20 protein-coding genes are annotated in these 21,477 nt (G+C 64.6%); 14 read left to right on the forward strand and 6 right to left on the reverse strand.

Annotation, left to right across the window (positions count from 1 at the left end):
- The first annotated feature begins 21 nt into the window (after positions 1-21).
- Positions 22-177 (forward strand): Thivi_2564 family membrane protein, encoded by a 156-nt coding sequence (locus AB7G19_RS06100; RefSeq protein ID WP_011084288.1) that lies wholly within the window; start codon positions 22-24, stop codon positions 175-177.
- Between the two features lie 158 nt (positions 178-335).
- Here the strand turns inward: AB7G19_RS06100 and AB7G19_RS06105 are convergent, their stop codons facing one another.
- From AB7G19_RS06105 to cysD, 3 genes are all read right to left on the reverse strand, one after another.
- Positions 336-2,501 (reverse strand): malate synthase G, encoded by a 2,166-nt coding sequence (locus AB7G19_RS06105; protein WP_085401866.1) that lies wholly within the window; start codon positions 2,499-2,501, stop codon positions 336-338.
- Between the two features lie 297 nt (positions 2,502-2,798).
- Complete coding sequence (cysC, locus tag AB7G19_RS06110; RefSeq protein WP_085401865.1) at positions 2,799-4,715, reverse strand: adenylyl-sulfate kinase; 1,917 nt, start codon at positions 4,713-4,715, stop codon at positions 2,799-2,801.
- A 20-nt stretch (positions 4,716-4,735) separates the two neighbouring features.
- Complete coding sequence (cysD, locus tag AB7G19_RS06115) at positions 4,736-5,530, reverse strand: sulfate adenylyltransferase subunit CysD (RefSeq protein WP_063980990.1); 795 nt, start codon at positions 5,528-5,530, stop codon at positions 4,736-4,738.
- 236 nt (positions 5,531-5,766) lie between these two features.
- Here cysD and cysG point away from each other — a divergent pair, with 236 nt between their 5' ends.
- From cysG to AB7G19_RS06175, 12 genes are all read left to right on the forward strand, one after another.
- Positions 5,767-7,191 (forward strand): siroheme synthase CysG, encoded by a 1,425-nt coding sequence (gene cysG / locus AB7G19_RS06120; protein WP_085401864.1) that lies wholly within the window; start codon positions 5,767-5,769, stop codon positions 7,189-7,191.
- Positions 7,188-7,496: a DUF2849 domain-containing protein gene (locus AB7G19_RS06125; RefSeq protein WP_071916679.1), complete on the forward strand. Its 309-nt coding sequence runs from the start codon at positions 7,188-7,190 to the stop codon at positions 7,494-7,496. The genes cysG and AB7G19_RS06125 overlap by 4 nt, the downstream gene beginning before the upstream one ends.
- A 30-nt stretch (positions 7,497-7,526) precedes the next feature.
- Positions 7,527-9,182 (forward strand): nitrite/sulfite reductase, encoded by a 1,656-nt coding sequence (locus tag AB7G19_RS06130; RefSeq protein ID WP_085401863.1) that lies wholly within the window; start codon positions 7,527-7,529, stop codon positions 9,180-9,182.
- Positions 9,169-9,684: a DUF934 domain-containing protein gene (locus AB7G19_RS06135; RefSeq protein ID WP_085401862.1), complete on the forward strand. Its 516-nt coding sequence runs from the start codon at positions 9,169-9,171 to the stop codon at positions 9,682-9,684. Before AB7G19_RS06130 ends, AB7G19_RS06135 begins: the two co-directional genes overlap by 14 nt.
- Positions 9,681-10,412, forward strand: coding sequence for a phosphoadenylyl-sulfate reductase (locus AB7G19_RS06140; protein ID WP_085401861.1), 732 nt, complete (start codon positions 9,681-9,683; stop codon positions 10,410-10,412). Before AB7G19_RS06135 ends, AB7G19_RS06140 begins: the two co-directional genes overlap by 4 nt.
- A gap of 124 nt (positions 10,413-10,536) precedes the next feature.
- Positions 10,537-11,538 (forward strand): sulfate ABC transporter substrate-binding protein, encoded by a 1,002-nt coding sequence (locus AB7G19_RS06145; protein WP_085401899.1) that lies wholly within the window; start codon positions 10,537-10,539, stop codon positions 11,536-11,538.
- 33 nt (positions 11,539-11,571) lie between these two features.
- Positions 11,572-12,408 carry a sulfate ABC transporter permease subunit CysT gene (cysT, locus tag AB7G19_RS06150; RefSeq protein ID WP_071916676.1) on the forward strand — a complete coding sequence of 279 codons (837 nt, stop codon included), beginning with the start codon at positions 11,572-11,574 and terminating at the stop codon, positions 12,406-12,408.
- Positions 12,409-12,417: 9 nt separating this feature from the next.
- Entirely contained in the window at positions 12,418-13,329 is a 912-nt protein-coding gene (gene cysW / locus AB7G19_RS06155) for a sulfate ABC transporter permease subunit CysW (protein WP_085401860.1), read from the forward strand.
- Positions 13,319-14,353 (forward strand): sulfate/molybdate ABC transporter ATP-binding protein, encoded by a 1,035-nt coding sequence (locus tag AB7G19_RS06160; RefSeq protein WP_063980997.1) that lies wholly within the window; start codon positions 13,319-13,321, stop codon positions 14,351-14,353. Before cysW ends, AB7G19_RS06160 begins: the two co-directional genes overlap by 11 nt.
- A gap of 96 nt (positions 14,354-14,449) precedes the next feature.
- A complete protein-coding gene (locus AB7G19_RS06165) occupies positions 14,450-14,953 on the forward strand; it encodes a CAP domain-containing protein (protein WP_063980998.1) in 504 nt (167 codons plus the stop codon).
- A 78-nt stretch (positions 14,954-15,031) separates the two neighbouring features.
- A complete protein-coding gene (locus AB7G19_RS06170; protein WP_085401859.1) occupies positions 15,032-16,207 on the forward strand; it encodes a DUF3734 domain-containing protein in 1,176 nt (391 codons plus the stop codon).
- 1 nt (position 16,208) lies between these two features.
- The gene (locus AB7G19_RS06175; RefSeq protein WP_028157423.1) at positions 16,209-16,997 is read left to right on the forward strand and encodes a 3-hydroxybutyrate dehydrogenase; all 789 of its coding nucleotides are present in this window, start codon (positions 16,209-16,211) and stop codon (positions 16,995-16,997) included.
- A gap of 125 nt (positions 16,998-17,122) precedes the next feature.
- Here the strand turns inward: AB7G19_RS06175 and AB7G19_RS06180 are convergent, their stop codons facing one another.
- The 3 genes from AB7G19_RS06180 to AB7G19_RS06190 all read right to left on the reverse strand — a co-directional run bounded on the left by AB7G19_RS06180 (position 17,123) and on the right by AB7G19_RS06190 (position 20,669).
- Complete coding sequence (locus AB7G19_RS06180; protein ID WP_071916674.1) at positions 17,123-17,947, reverse strand: sulfite exporter TauE/SafE family protein; 825 nt, start codon at positions 17,945-17,947, stop codon at positions 17,123-17,125.
- A gap of 189 nt (positions 17,948-18,136) precedes the next feature.
- Positions 18,137-19,504 carry a flippase gene (locus AB7G19_RS06185; protein ID WP_085401858.1) on the reverse strand — a complete coding sequence of 456 codons (1,368 nt, stop codon included), beginning with the start codon at positions 19,502-19,504 and terminating at the stop codon, positions 18,137-18,139.
- A gap of 325 nt (positions 19,505-19,829) precedes the next feature.
- Entirely contained in the window at positions 19,830-20,669 is an 840-nt protein-coding gene (locus AB7G19_RS06190; protein ID WP_085401857.1) for a protein-disulfide reductase DsbD domain-containing protein, read from the reverse strand.
- 142 nt (positions 20,670-20,811) lie between these two features.
- Here AB7G19_RS06190 and AB7G19_RS06195 point away from each other — a divergent pair, with 142 nt between their 5' ends.
- Positions 20,812-21,456: a YqgE/AlgH family protein gene (locus AB7G19_RS06195; protein ID WP_063981003.1), complete on the forward strand. Its 645-nt coding sequence runs from the start codon at positions 20,812-20,814 to the stop codon at positions 21,454-21,456.
- Positions 21,457-21,477 lie beyond the last annotated feature (21 nt).

Raw genomic sequence — 21,477 nt, forward strand, 5'->3', positions numbered from 1 at the left:
GCCTGAAGGGGGGTCCTTGCGATGCTGGTCGGCGTACTCGTCACCTTTCTCGTCGTCATTCTCGTGCTCTATCTCATCAACATGCTGCCCATGGACGGTCGCGCCAAGCAGATCGCGCGCGTGGTCGTCATCATCATCGGCGTCGTGTCGCTGTTGAAATATCTGACGGTGTTTTAGCGGGATGGGGCGTGTAGCCCGGATGGAGCGCAGCGAAATCCGGGGGCCTGCCCCAAGCAACGCCGGTCCCGGATTGCGCTGCGCTCCATCCGGGCTACGGCCCGAAAACAAAAAAGCCCCGGCGCGAGCCGGGGCTTTGGTGTTTGAATGATCGGGCTTTAGCCCGCAGCCTTGGCCTCGCGGCGGCGCGCGGTGAGGATGTATTCGGTGTAGCCGTTCGGCTGCGTGCGGCCCTTGAAGATGAGGTCGCAGGCGGCCTTGAAGGCGACCCCGTCGAAGGCGGGCGCCATCGGCTTGTAGATCGCGTCGCCCGCGTTCTGCTTGTCGACGACGACGGCCATGCGCTTGAGCGATTCCATCACCTGCGCCTCGGTGATGACACCCTGGTGCAGCCAGTTGGCGAGATGCTGGCTCGAGATGCGCAAGGTGGCGCGGTCTTCCATCAGGCCGACATCGTGGATGTCAGGCACCTTGGAGCAGCCGACGCCCTGGTCGATCCAGCGCACGACGTAACCGAGAATGCCCTGGCAGTTGTTGTCGATCTCCTGCTTGACGTCGTCGGGCGCCCAGTTCGACTTCGACACCGGAATGGTGAGGATGTCGGACAGCTTCGCGCGCGGACCGCCTTTGGTGAGTTCCTGCTGGCGCGCGGTGACGTTGACCTGGTGATAGTGCAGGGCGTGCAGCGTCGCAGCGGTCGGCGACGGCACCCAGGCGGTGGTGGCGCCGGCCTGCGGATGCGCGAGCTTCTGTTGCAGCATGTCCGCCATCTTGTCGGGCGCGGCCCACATGCCTTTGCCGATCTGGGCGTGGCCGGGCAGGCCGTCGATCAGGCCCATGTCGACGTTCCAGTCCTCATAGGCCTTGATCCAGGCCTGCGCCTTCATCTCGTTCTTGCGGATCATCGGGCCCGCTTCCATCGAGGTGTGGATCTCGTCGCCGGTGCGGTCGAGGAAGCCGGTGTTGATGAACATGATGCGCTTGGAGGCGCGCTGGATGCAGGCCTTGAGGTTGACGGTGGTGCGCCGCTCCTCGTCCATGATGCCGACCTTGAGCGTGTTCTCGGGCAGCGAGAGCATCTTCTCGACGCGGTCAAAGATCTCGCAGGTCAGCGACACCTCGTCCGGGCCATGCATCTTCGGCTTGACGATATAGGCAGATCCGGTGCGGCTGTTCTTGACCTTGGAGTTGCCCTTGATGTCGTGAATGGCAAGAAGCCCTGAGACGGCAGCGTCGAGCAGGCCTTCCGGAATCTCCTCGCCCTTCTCGTCCAGCACGGCGTCGGTGAACATGTGGTGACCGCAATTGCGCATCAGCAGCAGGCTGCGGCCGTGCAGCTTGACCTCGCCCTTGCCGTCAGGCGTCTTGTAGCTGCGGTCGGCATTGAGCGAACGGGTCAGCGTTTTGCCGCCCTTCTCGAAATCGGCCGAGAGCGTGCCGTTCATCAGGCCGAGCGTGTTGCGATAGACCAGCACCTTGTCCTCGGCGTCGACCGCGGCGACCGAGTCCTCCATGTCGAGGATGGTCGAGACTGCGGATTCCATGATCATGTCGGCGACGCCGGCCGGGTCGTCCTTGCCGATCGTGCTGCTGCGGTCGATCTTGACCTCGACGTGCAGGCCGTTGTTGGTGAGGAGCACGGCGGACGGCGCGGCGGCATCACCCTGGAAGCCCGCGAATTGCGCGGCGTTCTTCAGCGCCGTTGCGTTGCCGCTCTTCAGCTTCACCGCGAGCTGGCCCGCGACGACGCTGTAGGCGGTGACGTCGGTGTGGCTGCCGGTCGCCAGCGGCACGGCGGCATCGAGGAACGCCTTGGCCTTGGCGATCACCTTGTCGCCGCGCGCCTTGTTGTAGCCCTTGCCGCTCTCGGAAGGATCGTGCGGAATCGCGTCGGTGCCGTAGAAGGCGTCATAGAGCGAGCCCCAGCGCGCGTTCGCCGCGTTCAGCGCATAGCGCGCGTTGGTGAGGGGCACGACGAGCTGCGGGCCGCAGATCTTGCCGATCTCTTCGTCCACATTGGCGGTCTCGACCTTCTGCGTCGCCGGCTCGGGGACGAGATAGCCGATCTCCTTCAGGAACGCGGTATAGGCATCGAGGTCGAACGCCTTGCCCTTGTTGGCACGGTGCCAGTCGTCGATCTTGGCCTGCAGCGTGTCGCGCACGGCGAGCAGCGCGCGGTTCTTCGGCCCCAGATCCTTGATGATGGCGGCGACCCCGGCCCAGAACGCATCCGGCGCGATCGCCGTTTTCGGGGCCGCTTCCTTGGCGATGAAGTCAAACAGGACGGGAGCGATCTTCAATCCGTGGGCGTCGACGCGTTTCATGATGGGCTTTCTTGTTGGAAATGGCTGTTTTTTGGCTGCTTTTGACCCGACAGCAGCAAAATGCGCCCATAGGGGGCGGCTTTCAGGGCCTATTAGCCTCAAAATCGGGGCCGTGAGAAGGCCTCCAAAAGTTGTCAAAATGTCAAGGCGAGGTGTGCGGCCCGACGCACCGTTGTCATTCCCCGCGAAGGCGGGGAATCCAGTACGCCGCGGCTTCTCCGTGACCCAACGCTGTTTCTGGAATACTGGGTCGCCCGGTCAAGCCGGGCGACGACAGCCGGGGAAAATAGGACGGCCTCAAATATTCGCGGCGAGGTCCACGAGCTCGTCGAACAGCACGCCGGTGGTCTTCAGCATCCGTTCGATCTCGTCAGCAGCGTCCGCAACCGTGCGGGCCGACGTGTCGATCACGAGCTCGGCAGCCTCGGGTCGCTCGTAGTCGTTGCCGATGCCGGTGAACGACGCCAGCGCGCCGGCGCGGGCCTTCTTGTAATGGCCCTTGGGATCGCGATCCTCGCAGACCTCTGCCGGCGTCGCGACGTGGATCTCGCGGAACGCGGTGTCGGCGATGCGTCGCGCGGTCGCGCGGTCCTCGCGGGCCGGCGAGACGGCGGCGACGATCGCAATGTGGCCGTTGCGGGCGAGATGGGTCGCGACCTCCGCGAGGCGGCGGATGTTCTCGCTGCGGTCGGCGGCGGAGAAGCCGAGATCGTTGTTGAGCCCGGCGCGCAACGTGTCGCCGTCGAGCAGGATCGGCGAGCCGCCATTGGTGAACAGCCGACGTTCCAGCGCCTTTGCCAACGTCGATTTGCCGGACGCCGGCAGGCCGGTGAGCCAGACCACCGCGCCGTTGTGGCGGTAGCGCGCGGAGCGTTCGTCGGGCCGCAGCGCCGATTCCACCGGCACGATGTCGACCGGCACGGCGCGCTGGCCGGCATCGACCGACAGCACGAGACCACCGCCGGCGATGCGCCCCGAAACCTCGATCACGAGACGGCCGGTCCGCGGATTCTCGGTGTAGGGATCGGCGGCAATCGGGCTCGAAAGGGAAATGTCGATCTCGCCGACATGGTTGCGGCCGATCGCCTTGTTCTCGACGCTCGACAGCTCGCCGGGATCGACCGCCTTCTCGATGGCGACGACGGTGGCGCGGCTCTCCTTCGGGCCGCAGCGGACCAGCAGCTGGTCGCCCTTGGCGAGCGGCTTGTCGTGCAGCCAGAAGATGCGCGCGCGCAGACGGCGGGTCTCGCGCGGTGCGGAGCCGACATGCGCGACGATGTCGCCGCGCTCGATGAACAATTCGCGGTCGAGCGTGATGCCGACCGAGCGGCCCGCGCCCTGCCGTCCCGCGACCGGCGTTACCGGCCAGCTTTCGACCGTCTTGATCCTGGCGATCTTGCCGGCCGGCATGATCACGATCTCGTCGCCGGCAATGAGGCTGCCGGATTCGATGCGGCCCGCGACGATGCGGCGGTCGTCGAACTTGTAGATCGCCTGCACCGGCAGGCGCAGGGCGAGGGCTTCCAGCGGACGCGCCGGCTCGAGCTGGTCCAGCGCCTCGACCACGGTCGGACCCTTGTACCAGCTGATGCGGTCGGTGCGCTCCGCGACGCCGTCGCCGTCGCGGGCCGAGATCGGGATCACGGCCGTCGGCGTCACGCCGAGGCCCTGCAAATGCGCCGAGATCTCGTCGCTGATTTCTTTGAAGCGCTCGGCGCTGAAATCGACGCGGTCCATCTTGTTGACGACGATCGCGACCTGCTTCACGCCAAGCAGGTGCAGCAGATAGCCGTGCCGCCGGGTCTGGTCGCGCACGCCTTCGAGCGCATCGATGATCAGCACCGCGCCGTCAGCCTGCGAGGCGCCGGTGATCATGTTGCGCAGGAATTCGGCATGGCCCGGCGCGTCGATCAGCACGATGTCGCGCGAATTGGTGCGGAAGCGGATCTGCGTGGTGTCGATGGTGATGCCCTGGTCGCGCTCGGTCTGGAGCGCGTCGAGCAGAAACGACCATTCGAACGGCATGCCGCGCCGCGCGCTGACGGCTTTCAGCATCTCGAGCTTGCCGTCGGGCAGGCTGCCGGTCTCGTGCAGCAGGCGCCCGACCAGCGTCGACTTGCCGTGATCGACATGGCCGACGATGACGATGCGGACCTGCGGACGCGTGGTGCCGTTCGGAGTGGCGGGCGAAGCGGGGGTGACGATCATGTTCATAGCCGCGTTGCGTCCTTGAATCAGAGATAGCCGGCGACGCGCAGACGCTCGAAGGCGTCCTCGGTCTCGTGGTCGAGCGCACGGCCGGCGCGCTCCGGCACCTTGGTCTGCTCGAGCTCGACCAGGATCTCGTCGATGGTCGACGCGGTCGACGCGACCGGATTGGTGATGTCCTGATCGCCCAGCGAGCGATAGCGCTTGCCGTCCTTGGCGAGATACAGCGGGATGATCGGAATGTTCTCGCGCTTGGTGTAGGCCCAGATGTCGGCCTCGGTCCAATGCAGGATCGGATGGATGCGCAAATGCGCGCCTTGCGGCGGCGAGGCGTTGAAATGGTCCCAGAACTCCGGCGGCTGATCGCGCACGTCCCAATTGCCTTCGAGCCCGCGCGGCGAGAACACGCGCTCCTTGGCGCGCGTCGCCTCTTCGTCGCGGCGGATGCCGGCGATCAGGCCGTCAAAGCCGAATTTGGCGAGCGCCATCTTCAGACCTTCGGTCTTGCGCGCAGCGGAACGGGCCGCCGGCGGCAGCGTTGGGTCGACGGCATCGATCGGCGGGCAGGGTTCGACGCGCAGGTCGAGCTCCCACTCTTTCCCGTAGTGATCGCGGAAGCGATACATCTCCGGAAACTTCTTGCCGGTATCGACGTGGAGGGCCGGGAACGGCAGCCGGCCGAAGAACGCCTTGCGCGCCAGCCAGATCATGACGTTGGAGTCCTTGCCGAGCGACCACAGCAGGGCGATCTTCTTCAGGCGGCCGAAGGCCTCGCGGAAAATGTAGATGCTCTGCGCCTCAAGCTGGTCCAAATGGTCCATGCTGGGGGCGGTCAGCCCGACGGGAATTTGCTCGGAAACGGGAGCCCGGAAGTCCCGTCCATCTGCACCGGAATCGGTCCTGAGAAGATGCATCTCTGCCACTTTGCGTTTGGAGGCGAATTTTCTATAGTTGCGGTGCAGAAGAGAAGAAAAAATTTTCTCTTTGCACGCTCGAAACGACACATATATAGAAAATAATTCCAGTCAACCCCGGATGTGGGGGAAGCGAGTATCGCATGCGGTTCTTGCCGGTGTTCCTCGATCTCAAGGCCGGTCCGGTGGTCCTCATCGGCGCGGGTGAGCTTTTGCGCGCCAAGCTGCGCGTGCTCGCTGCTGCCGGTGCGCGCATCCGCGTGCATGCGATCGACGGCAATCAGGACCTGAGCCTCAGTTCCGAAGACGCTGCGCGGGTTGAAATCGCCACTGGCGATCCGCTCACCGCCGATCTCTCGGGCGTCATTGCCATCGTTTGCGCCGGCGCGGGCGATGTCGGCGTTGCCATGTCGGCGCGCGCCAAGGCGCTCGGCCTGCCCGTCAACGTCATGGACGATCTCGAACATTCCAGCTTCATCTTCCCGGCGATCGTCGATCGCGGTGATGTCGTGGTCGCGATCGGCACCGGCGGCACCTCGCCGGTGGTGGCGCGGCGCGTGCGCGAGAAGATCGAGGCGCTGCTGCCGGCCCGCATCGGTGAGCTCGCCGAGTTCATCGGCGGCTTCCGCAAATCCATCAACGAGCGCATCGCCGAGTTTCCGCTGCGCCGCCGCTTCTGGGAGCGCGTCATCGACGGTCCGATCGGCGCGTCTGTGCTCGCGGGCCGCAAGGGCGAGGCCGACGCCGCGATCAGGGCGATTTCCGATCCGTCCGCGTTCGCGCGTGCCGACAAGCCGGAAGGCTCCGTCGCGCTGGTCGGCGCTGGGCCCGGCGATCCCGACCTTCTCACCATCAAGGCGCTGCGCGCGCTCCAGGATGCCGACATCGTCTTCCATGACGAACTGGTCTCCCCTGAAATTCTCGACCGCATCCGCCGCGACACCACGCGCGTTCCGGTCGGCCGCCGCGTCGGCAAGCCCGGCATCGGCCAGGACGCCATCAACAAGCGCATGATCGAGGCCGCGCAATCCGGCCAGCGCGTGGTGCGGCTGAAGGGCGGCGACCCCTTCGTGTTCGGCCGCGGCGGCGAAGAGGTCGAAGCGCTGCGCGCCGCTGGTATCGCCTATTCGATTATTCCCGGCATCACTGCCGGGCTCGGCGGCGCCGCCGATTTCGAGGTGCCGCTCACCTACCGTCATGAAGCGACCCGCATCACCTTCCTCACCGCGCACAAGGCGCGCGATGCCGAGAACGTGGACTGGTCGACGCTGACCGACACCAAAATGACCGTCGTGGTCTACATGGGCATGACCGCGGCCCCCGCGATCCGCGAAGGCTTGTTCGCGGCCGGCCGTTCGCCCGAGACGCCCGTCGGCGTGTTCGCCCGCGTCACGCGGCCGGACGCACAAGGCGCGATCGGCACGCTGCGCGACCTGCCCGAGCTCGTGCGGCGGACCCATGGCGGTCCCGCCATCCTCATCATCGGCGACGTAGTCCGGCATACCGGTTCACTTCGCCGCGAAACACCCAAACAAATCATCTCTGACCTCCTGGATGCTGCCGAATGACCTCTCCCTTGCAAAAGAAACTTAAAATCAGCGATTCCTCCGTCGTGACCGCTAACCGTACCTGGGATGGCGTCGTGGTCTACCGCACTGCTGCCAAGGGCTGGTCGGCTGACCTCGCAGACGCCGCGATCGTGCGAAACTCCGATGAGGCGAAAGCGTTGCTCGCCGAGGCCGTGGCCGATGACGTCGGCGCGATTGGTCCCTATATCGCTCCGGTCCAGATCGGCGAGGACGGCAAGATCGTGCCCGGAAATCTGCGCGAGCAGATCCGCCGCGATGGCGTGACCATCGACTTGCCGGTTTAATCGCAGGTCGGGCTGTAAGGCACTTTAATCATGTACGCTTACGACGAAATCGATCGCACGCTGGTCAACGAGCGCGTCTCGGAATTCCGCGACCAGGTGCAACGCCGTCTCTCGGGCGAGTTGACCGAGGACGAATTCAAGATGCTGCGCTTGCAGAACGGCGTCTATCTGCAACTGCACGCCTACATGTTCCGCGTCGCGATTCCCTACGGAACGCTGGCGTCGAACCAGTTGCGGCAGCTTGCCCATGTCGCGCGCAAATATGACCGCGGCTACGGCCATTTCACCACGCGCCAGAACATCCAGTTCAACTGGATCAAGCTTTCGGACCTGCCGGATGCGCTGGCCGATCTTGCCGACGTCGGCATCCACGCGATGCAGACCTCCGGCAACAACATGCGCAACGTAACCTCGGATCAGTGGGCCGGCGTCGCGCCGGGCGAGATCGAGGATCCCCGCATCTGGTCGGAGCTGATCCGCCAGCACACTACGTTGCATCCGGAATTCTCGTTCCTGCCGCGCAAGTTCAAGATCGCGATCACCGCTTCGGATCACGACCGCGCTGCGATCAAGGTCCACGACATCGGCCTGCGGCTGATCAAGAACGAGAAGGGCGAAACCGGCTTCGAGGTGCTGGTCGGCGGCGGTCTCGGCCGCACGCCGTTCATCGGCAAGACCATCAAGCACTTCGTCCACGGCCGCGATCTCCTGAGCTATATCGAGGCGATCCTGCGCGTCTACAACCAGTACGGACGCCGCGACAATATCTACAAGGCGCGCATCAAGATCCTGGTGCACGAGCTCGGCATCGAGAAGTTCTCCCGCGAGGTCGAGGAGGAGTGGCAGCATATCCGCAACTCCTCGCTTCAGATCGACGACGAGGTGATCGAGGACATCCGCTCGCGCTTCATCTATCCGGCTTATGAGAAGCTGCCGCACATGCCGGACGAGCTGCGCCAGGCCGCGGCCGATCCCGATTTCGAGGCGTGGCGCAAGAACTCGGTCGCCGCGCACAAGAACCCGGGCTACTCCATCGTCACGATCTCGCTGAAGCCGATCGGCGCGCCTCCGGGCGATGCCACCGCCGAGCAGATGGATGCGCTGGCCGATCTCGCCGACAAATATTCCTTCGGCGAGATCCGCGTCGGTCATGAGCAGAATTTGGCGCTGCCGCATGTTGCCAAGCGCGACCTGCCGGCGCTGTGGAAGGCGCTCGACAAGCTTGGGCTGGCGACGCCGAACGTCAACCTGATCACCGACATCATCGCCTGCCCGGGGCTCGACTATTGCTCGTTGGCCAATGCGCGCTCGATCCCGATCGCGCAGGAGCTGACGCGGCGCTTTGCCAACCATGAGCTCGCCAATCTGATCGGGCGGCTGCATATCAACATCTCCGGCTGCATCAATGCCTGCGGCCATCATCATGTTGGCCATATCGGCATTCTCGGTGTCGAGAAGAACGGCGAGGAGGTCTACCAGATCACCATCGGCGGCCGTGCCGACGAGAGCGCCGCGCTTGGCAATCTGATCGGCCCCGGCGTCAAGTTTGACGAGGTCGCTGACGTCGTCGAGGACATCGTGGAAGCCTATCTGGCGCTGCGCGAGCGGCCGGAGGAGCTGTTCGTCGACACGGTGAAGCGCCTCGGCGTCGAACCCTTCAAGGAGCGCGTCTATGCCACTCGTTAACGGCGGAAAAATCGCCGACGACAGCTTCGCCAAGCTTGCCGTCGACACGCCGCTGCCCGAGGGCGGCGACATCCTGGTGCCGGCCGAGCGCTTCCTCAGCGATGCGGACGCGCTGCTCAAGCGCGGCGGCAAGGTCGGCGTGATCTGGCCGAACAATCGCGATATCGCCGAGCTCGTGCCCTATCTCGGCAAGATCGCCGTCGTCGCATTGGTGTTCCCGAGCTTCCGCGATGGCCGCGCCTACAGCCAGGCGCGCCTGCTGCGCGAGCGCTATAATTATCGCGGCGATTTGCGTGCCACCGGCCAGGTGCTGCGCGACCAGTTCGTGTTCATGCTGCGCGCCGGCTTCGATTCCTTCGAGGTCAAGAAGCAGGCCGACGCGGAAGCCTTCATGCAGACCGCGAAGCGCTATTCGGTGTTCTATCAGCCGACCGGCGACGGCCGCATCACCGCGCTGCACAGGCGAATGCAGCTGCGTCACTCCGAAGGTGTCGGCACGTGAACGCAATCGCGCCCCAGGTCGCTTCAGTGTCCGTGTCTGCGCTGCCCTCGGCGGAGGAGCTCGATCGTGCGCTGCGCGATGCTTCGCCCGCGGAGGTCATCGCCGCGGCGTTGAAGGCGGTCGGGCGCGAGAAGCTTGCGCTGGTGTCGTCCTTCGGCACGGAATCGGCGACGCTGCTGAAGGTCATGGCCGACGTCGATCCGGCGATCCCCGTGATCTTCCTCGACACCGGCTGGCTGTTCGAGGAGACGCTGGCCTATCGCGATACGCTGATCGCGGAACTCGGCTTGAAGGACGTCCGCTCGATCAAGCCTGCCGAGGAGACGCTGTCGCGCGAAGATCCCGACCGCGACCTCTGGTTCTCCGATCCAGACGCCTGCTGCCGCATCCGCAAGGTCGAGCCGCTGGCGCGTGCGCTGAAGCCGTTCGATGCGTGGCTCAATGGCCGCAAGCGCTTTCAGGGCAATGCGCGCACCGACATTCCGGTGGTCGAGGATGATGGCGCGCGGTTGAAGTTCAACCCCTTCGCCAATGTCTCGCGCGAGGAACTCGAAGCCATTTTCGTCCGCGCCAAATTGCCGCGTCATCCGCTGGTGGAGTCCGGTTTCCTGTCGGTTGGGTGTATGCCTTGCACCAGCAGAACGGCCGAGGGCGAGGATGCACGCGCCGGTCGCTGGCGCGGCCGAGCCAAGACAGAATGCGGCATCCACACGATGAAGACTTCGTAGCACAGTCGAGCTGTCCGGCTACGAACAAGAAAATCCGGTTCCGTTGACTTGAGAGCGTTTCGCCCCGAGTTATGCCCGCGTGCCATCGATGACGATGACGTCGTCGAGGTAAATGGAGATGGACATGATGCGCCGTATCGTTCCGCTCGCGGCAGGGCTGCTCTTGACTGGATTGTTGGTAAGCTCGGCTCTCGCCGCTGACATCAATCTCTTGAACGTGTCGTACGATCCGACGCGTGAGCTCTATGCCGAGTTCAACAAGGCGTTCGCGAATGCCTATCAGAAGGAAACCGGCAAGAGCGTCGAGATCAAGCAGTCGCATGGCGGCAGCGGCTCGCAGGCGCGTGCCGTGATCGACGGATTGCAGGCCGATGTGGTGACGCTCGCGCTCGCCTATGACATCGACGCCGTCGCGAACAAGGGCCTCACCGCGACCGACTGGCAGAAGCGTCTGCCGCAGAATTCATCGCCCTATACCTCGACCATCGTGTTTCTGGTGCGCAAGGGCAATCCGAAGGGCATCAAGGACTGGGACGATCTGCTCAAGACCGGTGTCTCGGTGATCACGCCGAACCCGAAGACCTCCGGCGGGGCGCGCTGGAATTATCTCGCCGCCTGGGGCTTTGCCCAAAAGAAATACGGCTCGGCCGACAAGGCCAAGGACTTCATCGGAAAGCTCTACCAGCAGGTGCCGGTGCTCGACACCGGTGCGCGCGGCGCCACCGTGACCTTCGTCGAGCGCGGCGTCGGCGACGTGCTGCTGGCCTGGGAGAACGAGGCCTATCTCGCCCTGAAGGAGTTTGGTGCGCAGAAGTTCGAGATCGTGGCGCCGCCGCAATCGATCCTCGCCGAGCCGCCGGTCGCGATCGTCGACAAGGTTGCCGATAAAAAAGGCACCCGCAACGCGGCCGATGCCTACCTCCAGTATTGGTATACCAAGGAAGGTCAAGAAATCGCCGCGCGCAATTTCTACCGTCCGCGCGACGCCGAGATTGCCAAGAAGTACGAAAACTCCTTCGCCAAGGTCGAACTGTTCACGATCGACGACGTTTTCGGCGGCTGGACCAAGGCGCAGAAGGAACATTTTGCCGACGGCGGCGTCTTTGATCAGATCTACAAGAACTGATCGGGCGCCGTCTTAGGAGTAGCAGGGGGCCTGGTGAGCGCAGTTGCAGCACGACGACGGACATTGCCGGGCTTCGGTCTCACGATGGGACTGACGCTTTCCTGGCTCTCCATCATCATCCTGATTCCGCTCGCCGGGCTGTTCCTGAAATCGCTGGAGCTTAGCCCCGAGCAATTCTGGAACATCCTGTCCAGCCGCCGCACCCTCAACGCCTTGCGCGTCTCCTTCGGCCTCGCCTTTGCGGCGGCCTGCGTCAATCTCGTCATGGGCAGCATCATCGTCTGGGCGCTGGTGCGTTACCGCTTCCCCGGGCGCCGGTTGTTCGACGCTATCGTCGACGTGCCGTTCGCGCTGCCGACGGCGGTCGCCGGCGTCGCGCTGACCGCGCTGTTTGCCGAGACGGGCTGGCTGGGTGCGCCGCTCGCCGCGCTCGGTATCAAGGTGGCATTCACGCCGATCGGCATCTTCGTCGCCATGATCTTCATCGGCATCCCCTTCGTGGTGCGCACCGTGCAGCCGGTGCTCCAGGACCTCGACCCCGAGATCGAGGAGGCCGCCGGCAGCCTCGGCGCCAGCCGCTGGCAGACCATCATCCGCGTGATCCTGCCCTCGCTCGGACCGGCGCTGCTCACCGGCCTCGCGCTCGCCTTCGCCCGCGCGGTCGGCGAATACGGCTCGGTGATCTTCATCGCCGGCAATCTGCCTAATGTCTCCGAGATCGCGCCGCTCCTGATCGTGATCCGGCTGTCCGAATTCCGCTATGCCGACGCGACCGCCATCGCCGTGGTCATGCTCGTCGTCTCCTTCGTCATCATCTTCGCCGTCAACCGGCTCCAGCGCTGGGCGCAGAGCCGGATTCCGGCGCGCTGAGGGCAGATCATGACGATGCAGATCGCAGATTCCGTCTCGCTGCCTTCGACCGATGCGCGCGCACGTGCGCACGCCGCTGCGGCACGCGACAGCCTCCGCACCGAGCCACCCGCAATACGTATCGCCATCATCGCTCTGGCGGTGATCTTCCTCAGCGTCTTCGTCGTGCTGCCGCTGGTTCTGGTGTTCGCGCAGGCCTTTTCGAGAGGCGTTCTCGCTTATTTCTCTGCGCTTGCCGAGCCTGAAGCGCTGGCTGCGATCAAGCTGACGTTGATCGTGGCGGCGATCTCGGTCGGCCTCAATCTCGTATTCGGCCTCGTCGCGGCATGGGCCATCGCCAAGTTCGAGTTTCGCGGCAAGACCTTCCTGATCACGCTGATCGACCTGCCGTTCTCGGTGAGCCCGGTGATCTCGGGCCTCGTCTTCGTGCTGCTGTTCGGCGCGCAGGGCTATTTCGGCAGCTGGCTTAGGGATCATGATATCCAGATCCTGTTCGCGGTGCCCGGCATCGCGCTCGCCACCACCTTCGTGACCTTCCCGTTCGTGGCGCGCGCGCTGATCCCCCTGATGCAGGAGCAGGGCACGCAGGAGGAGGAGGCCGCGATCTCGCTCGGCGCCTCCGGCCTGCAAACCTTCTTCCGCGTCACCCTGCCCAACATCAAATGGGGCGTGCTCTACGGCGTGCTGCTCTGCAACGCGCGCGCGATGGGCGAATTCGGCGCCGTGTCGGTGGTATCAGGACACATCCGCGGCGAGACCAACACCATGCCGCTGCTGGTCGAGATTCTCTACAACGAGTACCAGTTCGTCGCTGCGTTTGCGATCGCCTCGCTGCTGGCGATGCTGGCCCTGATCACGCTGATCGCCAAGACCGTTCTGGAACGTCACCTCGACGAAGGACACGACGCAAGTGACCATTGAAGTCAGGAATCTCGTCAAGCAGTTCGGTAGCTTCAAAGCCCTCGATGGCGTCGATCTCAAGGTCGACAATGGCGAGCTGCTGGCGCTGCTCGGTCCGTCCGGCTCCGGCAAGACCACGCTGCTGCGCATCATCGCCGGCCTCGACTGGCCTGATTCCGGCGAGGTTTCCTTCAATGGCGAGGATGCGCTGGCGCGGGGCGCGCGCGAACGGAACGTCGGCTTCGTGTTCCAGCACTACGCGCTGTTCCGCCACATGACGGTGTTCGAGAACGTCGCCTTCGGCCTGCGCGTGCAGCCGCGCGCCAGCCGCAAGGATGAGTCCACCATTCGTGCGCGCGTCAAGGAGCTGCTCGATCTCGTGCAGCTCGATTGGCTCGCCGACCGCTATCCGAGCCAGCTCTCCGGCGGCCAGCGCCAGCGCATCGCACTCGCCCGCGCGCTCGCGATCGAGCCGCGCATCCTCCTGCTCGACGAGCCCTTCGGCGCGCTCGATGCTAAGGTGCGCAAGGAGCTGCGCCGATGGCTGCGCTCGCTGCACCAGGAGATCAACGTCACCTCGATCTTCGTCACCCACGACCAGGAGGAGGCGCTCGAAGTCGCCAACCGCGTCGTGGTGATGGACAAGGGTAGGATCGAGCAGATCGGCTCGCCCGACGACGTCTATGAAAGCCCGGCGACCGCCTTCGTCCACGGCTTCATCGGCGAATCCATCGAGCTGCCGGTCCAGGTCGAAGGCGGCGTCATCAGGCTCGGCGACCGCCCACTCAATCTTGCAGCAGACGGCTTGGTGTCTGGCGCGTCAAAACTGTTCGTGCGGCGACATGATATGCTGGTCGGCCCGCCCGGAAGCGGTGCCTTCGAGGGCGCTGTGCAGCACGTCCGGAATTTCGGCCCCGTGCAGCGGGCCGAGGTGGCGCTATCCGGCGGCGAGACCATCGAGATCGACGCCCCCCGCGACAGGGAACTGCGCGCCGGCGACACGATCGGCCTCGAACCGCGCCGCTACCGGATATTTGCGGGCTAGCAGGCGCCTCGGCCGAAAGCTCAAATCTTCCTCAATATTCACCTTTCAGCCACGGTTGGTATGCAACAACGGCCCCTCATTTGGGGGCCCCTGAACATGCGCGCTGCGGCCGCAATACTCATCACTTTGCTTCTCGCCGGCTGCGCCGGCAACGAAGCACCGGTCCAGCAGCCGTCGATGTATGCCGACATGTCGGTCCCGGGCACCAAGCTCGATGCGCAGGCGGCAGCGATCATGATCTCGCAATACCGCCAGAACAACGCCCTCGGCACCGTCGTGATCGACCCCGATCTGATGCGGCTCGCCGAATCCCAGTCCCAGGCCATGGCGGCGGCCAACAAGATGGACCATGACGTCCGCGCACCGCTGGCCAAGCGCCTCAGCGCGGGCGGCTATCCGGCGACGGTGGCGGTCGAGAACGTCTCGGCCGGCTATCATACGCTGGCGGAAGCGTTTTCCGGCTGGCGCGACTCGCCTCCGCACCGCGCCAACATGCTCAAGAGCGGTGTCACAAAACTGGGCATCGCGGCGGGCTATGCTCCCGGCACCAAATACAAGGTGTTCTGGACCATGATCCTGGCCTCGACGGACCCCCGATAAGCCAGACTTGATCCCGGGATGCATTGACGCCGCGGCGGACTGTCGCCACGGTGGCTCGCCTTTTGCTATTGTTCCCAGATGACAGATCATAGCCCGGAAGTCGCAACAGTCCCCGCGAAGGCGCAGCGCGTCCTGGTCCTCCAGGGCGGCGGCGCGCTCGGCTCCTATCAGGCCGGCGCCTACCAGTCGCTGTGCCATTTCGACTTCGAGCCGGAATGGGTCGCCGGCATCTCGATCGGCGCGGTCAACGCCGCCATCATCGCCGGCAACGAGGGACAGACCCGCGTCAAGCGGCTCAAGGAATTCTGGGAGATGGTGTCGGCGCCGGTGCCGTGGAAGCCGATCGGCAAGAGCGATCACAGCCGCGAGCTGTTCAATTCGACCAGTGCCGCATTGATCGCGACCTTCGGCGTGCCCGGTTTCTTCACGCCGCGCATTCCGCCCGCGCCGCTCTGGCCGCCCGGCAGCAAGCAGGCCGAGAGTTATTACGACACCGCGCCGCTGAAGAAGACGCTGGAGCGCCTGGTCGATTTTGACCGCATCAACGATCTGAAGACGCGCCTGTCGGTCGGCGCCGTCGGCGTCACCTCGGGCAACTTCAAATATTTCGACAATTACGAGTTCAAGAAGCTCGGCAAGACCATCGGCCCCGAGCACATCATGGCCTCCGGCGCGCTGCCGCCGGGCTTTCCGTCCGTCGTGATCGAAGGCGAGCATTATTGGGACGGCGGCATCGCCTCCAACACGCCGCTCGACTACGTACTCGATGCCGAGGTCGCTCGCGACATGCTGATCTTCCAGGTCGATCTGTTCAGCGCCCGCGGCGATCTGCCGAATTCGCTGCTCGAGGCGACCGAGCGCGAGAAGGACATCCGCTTCTCCAGCCGAACGCGGATGAACACCGACAAGAACAAGCAGATCCATAATGCGCGCCGGGCCGTGCGCGATCTGATTTCCAAATTGCCCGATTATCTGAAGAATGATCCTTCCGTCGAATTCCTCGCGAAGGTGTCGCGCGAAAGCACCGTCACCGTGGTGCACCTGATCTATCGCAGCAAGAACTACGAATCCTCGTCGAAGGATTACGACTTCTCGCATGTCGCCATGGTCGAGCATTGGGAAGCCGGGGTGCGCGACGTGCATCTGTCGATGCGCCATAAGGACTGGCTCGAGCGGCCGCAGTCCGGCGAGACCATGGTGACCTACGATCTCACGGGGGACGTCACCGCGCCCCCGCCAAAAAGGAGCGAATAACATGGGTAGTCTGTCAGGCAAGAACGCCGTCGTGACCGGTTCGACCAGCGGCATCGGGCTCGCCTACGCGCGCGCCTTCGCCGCCGCCGGCGCCAATGTCGTCATCAACGGCTTCGGCTCGCCGGAAGATATCGAGAAGGAGCGCGCCAAGATCGAGTCCGACTTCGGCGTGAAGGCGGTGTATTCGCCGGCCGACATGACCAAGCCCGCCGAGATCGCCGGGATGATCGCGCTCGGCGAGAAGTCGTTCGGCTCGGTCGACATCCTCGTCAACAATGCCGGCATCCAGTTCGTCTCGCCGATCGAGGAATTCCCGGTCGAGAAGTGGGACCAGATCATCGCGATCAACCTGTCCTCGGCTTTCCATGCCATCCGCGCGGCGGTGCCCGGCATGAAGAAGAAGGGCTGGGGCCGTATCATCAACACGGCGTCGGCGCACTCGCTGGTCGCCTCGCCCTTCAAGTCCGCCTATGTGTCGGCCAAGCACGGCATCGCCGGACTGACCAAGACCGTGGCGCTCGAGGTCGCGACCCACAAGATCACCTGCAACTGCATCAGCCCCGGCTATGTCTGGACGCCGCTGGTGGAGAAGCAGATCCCCGACACGATGAAGGCGCGCAACCTCACGCGCGAGCAGGTCATCAACGACGTGCTGCTCGACGCGCAGCCGACCAAGGAGTTCGTCACCTCCGAGCAGGTCGCAGCCCTCGCGCTGTTCCTGTGCGGCGACGATGCCGCGCAGATCACCGGCACCAACCTGTCGATCGACGGCGGCTGGACGGCGGAGTAATCACGCGATGCCGTAGGGTGGGCAAAGGCGCGTCAGCGCCGTGCCCACCATTCTTCTCCGATTGATGAAAAGCGGTGGGCGCACTTCGCTTTGCCCACCCTACGAGAGCTGCGCTTAGTCTTCGTTCAATGCGTCCAGGCCAGCGCCGTCACGATCGCCGACGACAGGTTCAGCTCCGCGAACATGATCTTGCCGGCGACCACGAACAGCACGCAGGCAAGCGTCAGGCGCAGCACCGTCTCGGGGACGCGCGTCGCACTGAGGCTGCCGACGATGATGCCGGGCAGCGAGCCCAGCAGCAGCACGCCCATCAGGGCCCAATCGACGTCGCCAAGCGCCCAATGTCCGATGCCCGCGACCAGCGTCAGCGGCACCGCATGCGCGATGTCCGAGCCGACGATGGTCGCCATCGGCAGGCGCGGATAGAGCAGCAGCAGCACGGTGACGCCGACCGCGCCGGCACCGACGGACGAGATCGACACCAGCACGCCGAGCACGATGCCGGTGACGACGGTCGCGATCGCGGTGGTGCGCTCATTGACCTGCTCGAGGCGCTTCCGATAGCGCTCCATGAGGGCCTTGCGGAAGATCAGCGAGGTCGCGGTCAGCAGCAGTGCAAAGCACAGCACCAGATTGACCAGGCTGCGCTCGGAATCGCTCCTGAGGTCGAGCTTCCACAGCACGAGCAGCGTCAGCGCGCTCGCCGGGATGCTGCCGCAGGCGAGCCGCAGCACGGCGGGCCAGTGCACGCTCCGCGACCAGCCATGCACCACGCTGCCGCCGGTCTTGGTGGCGGCGGCATAGAGCAGGTCAGTGCCGACGGCGGTGGAGGGGTGGATGCCGAACAGCAGGATCAGCAGCGGCGTCATCAGCGAGCCGCCACCCACGCCGGTCATCCCGACAAGCAGGCCGACGCCAAATCCGGAGGCGACATAGAGCGGATCAATCATGTCTGGGGAATCTTAGGTTTATCTCGTCGGTTGAGCAATATGACGTAGAATAAAATTTCCCTGAAGCGCAATCGCTTCGATTGAATAAGAAAAATCTTGCTACGGACGGCTGGCGGGTAGGGGGTTTCAGTCGCCGCCGCGCAAGGCGCGAAACAGCCATTCTCCAGGCCGGCAACCGGGTGGCAGCGCCTATTTGCCAAACGCCAGCACGTGCAGGCCGAGCCGCTGGCGCACGATCCAGAACAGCAGCACCGTCTCGAATGTCAGCGAGATCGAGGTCGCGGCCGCGGCGCCGTGGCCACCGAAGCGCGGCACCAGCGCGATGCAGAGCACGAGGTTCATCACGAAGGCCAGCGCGTAGGCCAGCGCGCAGATCTTCTGCTGGCCGAGCATGTTGAGCAGGCGCTCGACCGGTCCGATCGCGGCGCGCACCACGAGGCCGATCGCGGCGACGAACATGATGTCGTAGCCGACCGTGAATTGCGGGCCGAACAGCCAGAGCAGCGGCTTGCCGAGCGCAAGCAGCACGATGGTCGCTGCCAGCGACGGCCAGAACGTCCAGTTGATGGCATGCGCGACATAGGCCGACAGGCGCGCCTTGTCGCCGAGCGCGTTGTACTCGGCGAAGCGATGCGCTGTGGTCGCCGACATCGCGTAGTGGATGAACGAGACCAGGGCGAGCGTCTTCACCACCGCGAAATAGACACCGACCTCGTCCGATGGGCGGAACTGCTGAAGCACCAGCACGTCGGTATAGGACAGCAGCAGGTAAAAGCTCTCGACCAGCAGGATCGGCAGCGAGACGGCGAGCCAGCCACCGATGTCGTAGGTCTTGGGGCCCGGCTCGATGTGATCGGCGAGCTTGCGGTTCAGCACCACCATCTGCCCGGTCATCGCGATCCACACCGCGCCGGCGCTCGCGACCATCGCGGCGACTGCGCCGAGGTGATAGCCGAGCAGGAAGGCAGCGGCCGTGATGCCGATGATCAGCGCCTGGCGGATGATGAATTGCGGCATCAGGCCAAGCTGCATCCAGTCATGCGAGCGCGCGATGCCGTCCTGGGTGTTGGCGACGACGAAGGCGGGCAGCGTCATGCAGCCGATATAGAGCGGCAGCACCTCGGCCGGATCGATCCAGGGGGAGAGCAGCTTGACGATACCGGCGAGCCCCAGCGACACCAGCGTGGACGCGGCAAAGGTCAGCCAGCGGCTGCCGGAGAGAAAGCCGCGCAGCAGCGCATGCTCGCCGCTGGTGCGATACTCGGGAATGATCTTTTGCGCGGAGGCCGAGATGCCGAAGTCCATCATGCTGCCGAGCAGCAGCACCCAGGTCCAGACGTAGACATAGATGCCGTAGTCGGACGTCCCCATCCAGCGCGCGAGCAGAACTTGCGAGAAATAGGCGAGGCCCGCGCTGATCACCCGGATGATGAAGATGGTGCCGGCCAACCGCCGCGTCAGCGACGCTTCGTTCGACCCGCCCGTCAGCTTCGCGCGCAGCCGCGCGATGAGGCCGGCAGGTCCGGTCGTAGCGGGTTCTGCATCCATCACGGCCAATTCGAGATCCCCAGGGCGTCCGTATCAGGCGTCCCGCATGCTGCGGCAGGCCCGATGCGGTAGCCCTTGGGGATTAGCAACCATTCGTTAAGATTGGGTTGGGTGAGGCATGCTGCCGCTCCAGCCACCGGCGTCGTCCCCGCCTAGTGCGCAATTGCGCACGGGAGGCGGGGACCCATAACCCCAGCGAGAAATCGTTGCGCTGGCTGGTAACTCCGAGTCTTCGCCAAACCACTCCCTGTGGTTATGGGTCCCGGGCTCGCGCTGCGCGCGCCCCGGGACGACAGCTGAATATGGGGCGCTGGCAGCGCAACTCAGCTCCGGCTCACTCCAAATTCGTATTGAACTCGTACGATTTCTCAGGCGCGACGAGCGTGAACTTCAGCGCCGCCCCGTCGGGCTTGGCGCCCGGCGGCAGTCCGTCGAGCTCGAATGAAAATCGCTGCACACCGGGTGGGCTGCGCTCGACCGGCGCCGGAATCGGCAACGCCCAATCGAGCGTCGGCCCTTCCACGAACAAATTGACGCCGCGGCTATCGGGCACGACCACGTCGACCACGACATTCTTGGGACCGTCACGTTTGACGTCGCGGATGGTCAGCGGATTGGGATCACCGATCGTGGCAGGCTTCGGCACGGTGTCGAGCGCGGCACGCAGATTGGCGTCCTCGGTCGAGGCGACGTTGTTGAAGCCGAGCTCGACATTGGCCTCGACGGGAACGCAGAGCTTCTCGCACACGGCGTAGTTGATCTCGGCACGCAGCGTCACCGGCTTGTCGGGCGCCTTGGGCACGATGCGCAGAGGCAGCACGATCTGGCCGTGATAGCCGATCGAATGCCCGCCCGCGCCGTCATCGAATTTCAGCGGCGCCGGCCACATCACCGTCACCGCTTCGACATTGTCCGATTTGGAGAAATCGAACCGCGGCGGAACGCCGGAATCGCCGGGGATGCGCCAGTAGGTCTTCCATCCCTGCTGGAGCTGGAAGGCGATACCGCCGAGCAGGACGGCGCCGCTGCGCGATCCCGCCAGCAATCGCACTGCGGAATGGCCGTCGCGCTGCCAGGGCGAAGCGTCGTCGGCGCGGGCAGCAAGCGTCATCGACGACGCAAGCAGGGTTGTTGCGACGCCAAACGCCGCATGCAGGGGAACTCTTGTCAGCATGGCACGTCTTTACAGGGTCGCCCCTGGGCAAACCATTGAATTGCTTGTGATGGATGCACCTGAATCAAGTCTATGCAAGCCTTGATTTGACAGCAGCCCGGCCCGACATCAGGATAGGAATCGAAACCGGAGTGCTTCACCGATGGCTCCCACAGGCAAAAGGACGGGCGAAAGCACCCGCAGCGCGGCCCCCGCGCTTCCCAGCTCGGCCGGCTATCTCGACGGCCAGCTCCTGATCGCGATGCCCGTGATGGGCGATGAGCGCTTCGAGCGCTCGGTGATCTATCTCTGTGCGCATTCCGCCGAGGGCGCGATGGGCATCATCGTCAATCATCCCGCCGGCAGCATCGACTTCCCCGAGCTGTTGCAGCAGCTCGGCATCATCAAGAAGGGCGAGCACATCAAGCTGCCGGAGAACGCCGAAAGCATGAAGGTGCTGCGTGGCGGGCCGGTCGATACCGGCCGCGGCTTCGTGCTGCATTCCAGCGATTTCTACATCGAGAACGCGACGCTCCGGATCGACGACGGCGTCTGCCTCACCGCGACCGTCGATATCCTGCGGGCGATCGCCAACGGCTCCGGCCCGAAGCACGCCATCCTCGCGCTTGGTTATGCCGGCTGGGCGCCGGGCCAGCTCGAGACCGAAATCCAGAGCAATGGCTGGCTGCACTGCGATGCGGATTCGGATTTGATCTTCGGCGACGATGTCGACGAGAAGTACGGCCGCGCGCTGCGCAAGATCGGCATCGATCCCGGCATGCTCTCGAACGATGCGGGACACGCGTAGCTGTTGCGCCAACCTCCGCTG

It is taken from the genome of Bradyrhizobium sp. 215_C5_N1_1, assembly GCF_052075935.1.
GTDB lineage: Bacteria > Pseudomonadota > Alphaproteobacteria > Rhizobiales > Xanthobacteraceae > Bradyrhizobium > Bradyrhizobium barranii.

Coding starts and splice junctions, on each gene's coding strand:
- AB7G19_RS06175 (WP_028157423.1), top strand. CDS start 16,209: ATGGGTAGTCTGTCAGGCAAGAACGCCGTCGTGACCGGTTCGACCAGC.
- AB7G19_RS06165 (WP_063980998.1), top strand. CDS start 14,450: ATGCGCGCTGCGGCCGCAATACTCATCACTTTGCTTCTCGCCGGCTGC.
- AB7G19_RS06105 (WP_085401866.1), bottom strand. CDS start 2,501: ATGAAACGCGTCGACGCCCACGGATTGAAGATCGCTCCCGTCCTGTTT.
- cysC (WP_085401865.1), bottom strand. CDS start 4,715: ATGAACATGATCGTCACCCCCGCTTCGCCCGCCACTCCGAACGGCACC.
- AB7G19_RS06130 (WP_085401863.1), top strand. CDS start 7,527: ATGTACGCTTACGACGAAATCGATCGCACGCTGGTCAACGAGCGCGTC.
- AB7G19_RS06170 (WP_085401859.1), top strand. CDS start 15,032: ATGACAGATCATAGCCCGGAAGTCGCAACAGTCCCCGCGAAGGCGCAG.
- AB7G19_RS06145 (WP_085401899.1), top strand. CDS start 10,537: ATGATGCGCCGTATCGTTCCGCTCGCGGCAGGGCTGCTCTTGACTGGA.
- AB7G19_RS06125 (WP_071916679.1), top strand. CDS start 7,188: ATGACCTCTCCCTTGCAAAAGAAACTTAAAATCAGCGATTCCTCCGTC.
- AB7G19_RS06180 (WP_071916674.1), bottom strand. CDS start 17,947: ATGATTGATCCGCTCTATGTCGCCTCCGGATTTGGCGTCGGCCTGCTT.
- AB7G19_RS06190 (WP_085401857.1), bottom strand. CDS start 20,669: ATGCTGACAAGAGTTCCCCTGCATGCGGCGTTTGGCGTCGCAACAACC.
- AB7G19_RS06135 (WP_085401862.1), top strand. CDS start 9,169: ATGCCACTCGTTAACGGCGGAAAAATCGCCGACGACAGCTTCGCCAAG.
- cysW (WP_085401860.1), top strand. CDS start 12,418: ATGACGATGCAGATCGCAGATTCCGTCTCGCTGCCTTCGACCGATGCG.
- cysD (WP_063980990.1), bottom strand. CDS start 5,530: ATGGACCATTTGGACCAGCTTGAGGCGCAGAGCATCTACATTTTCCGC.
- AB7G19_RS06195 (WP_063981003.1), top strand. CDS start 20,812: ATGGCTCCCACAGGCAAAAGGACGGGCGAAAGCACCCGCAGCGCGGCC.
- cysG (WP_085401864.1), top strand. CDS start 5,767: ATGCGGTTCTTGCCGGTGTTCCTCGATCTCAAGGCCGGTCCGGTGGTC.
- AB7G19_RS06100 (WP_011084288.1), top strand. CDS start 22: ATGCTGGTCGGCGTACTCGTCACCTTTCTCGTCGTCATTCTCGTGCTC.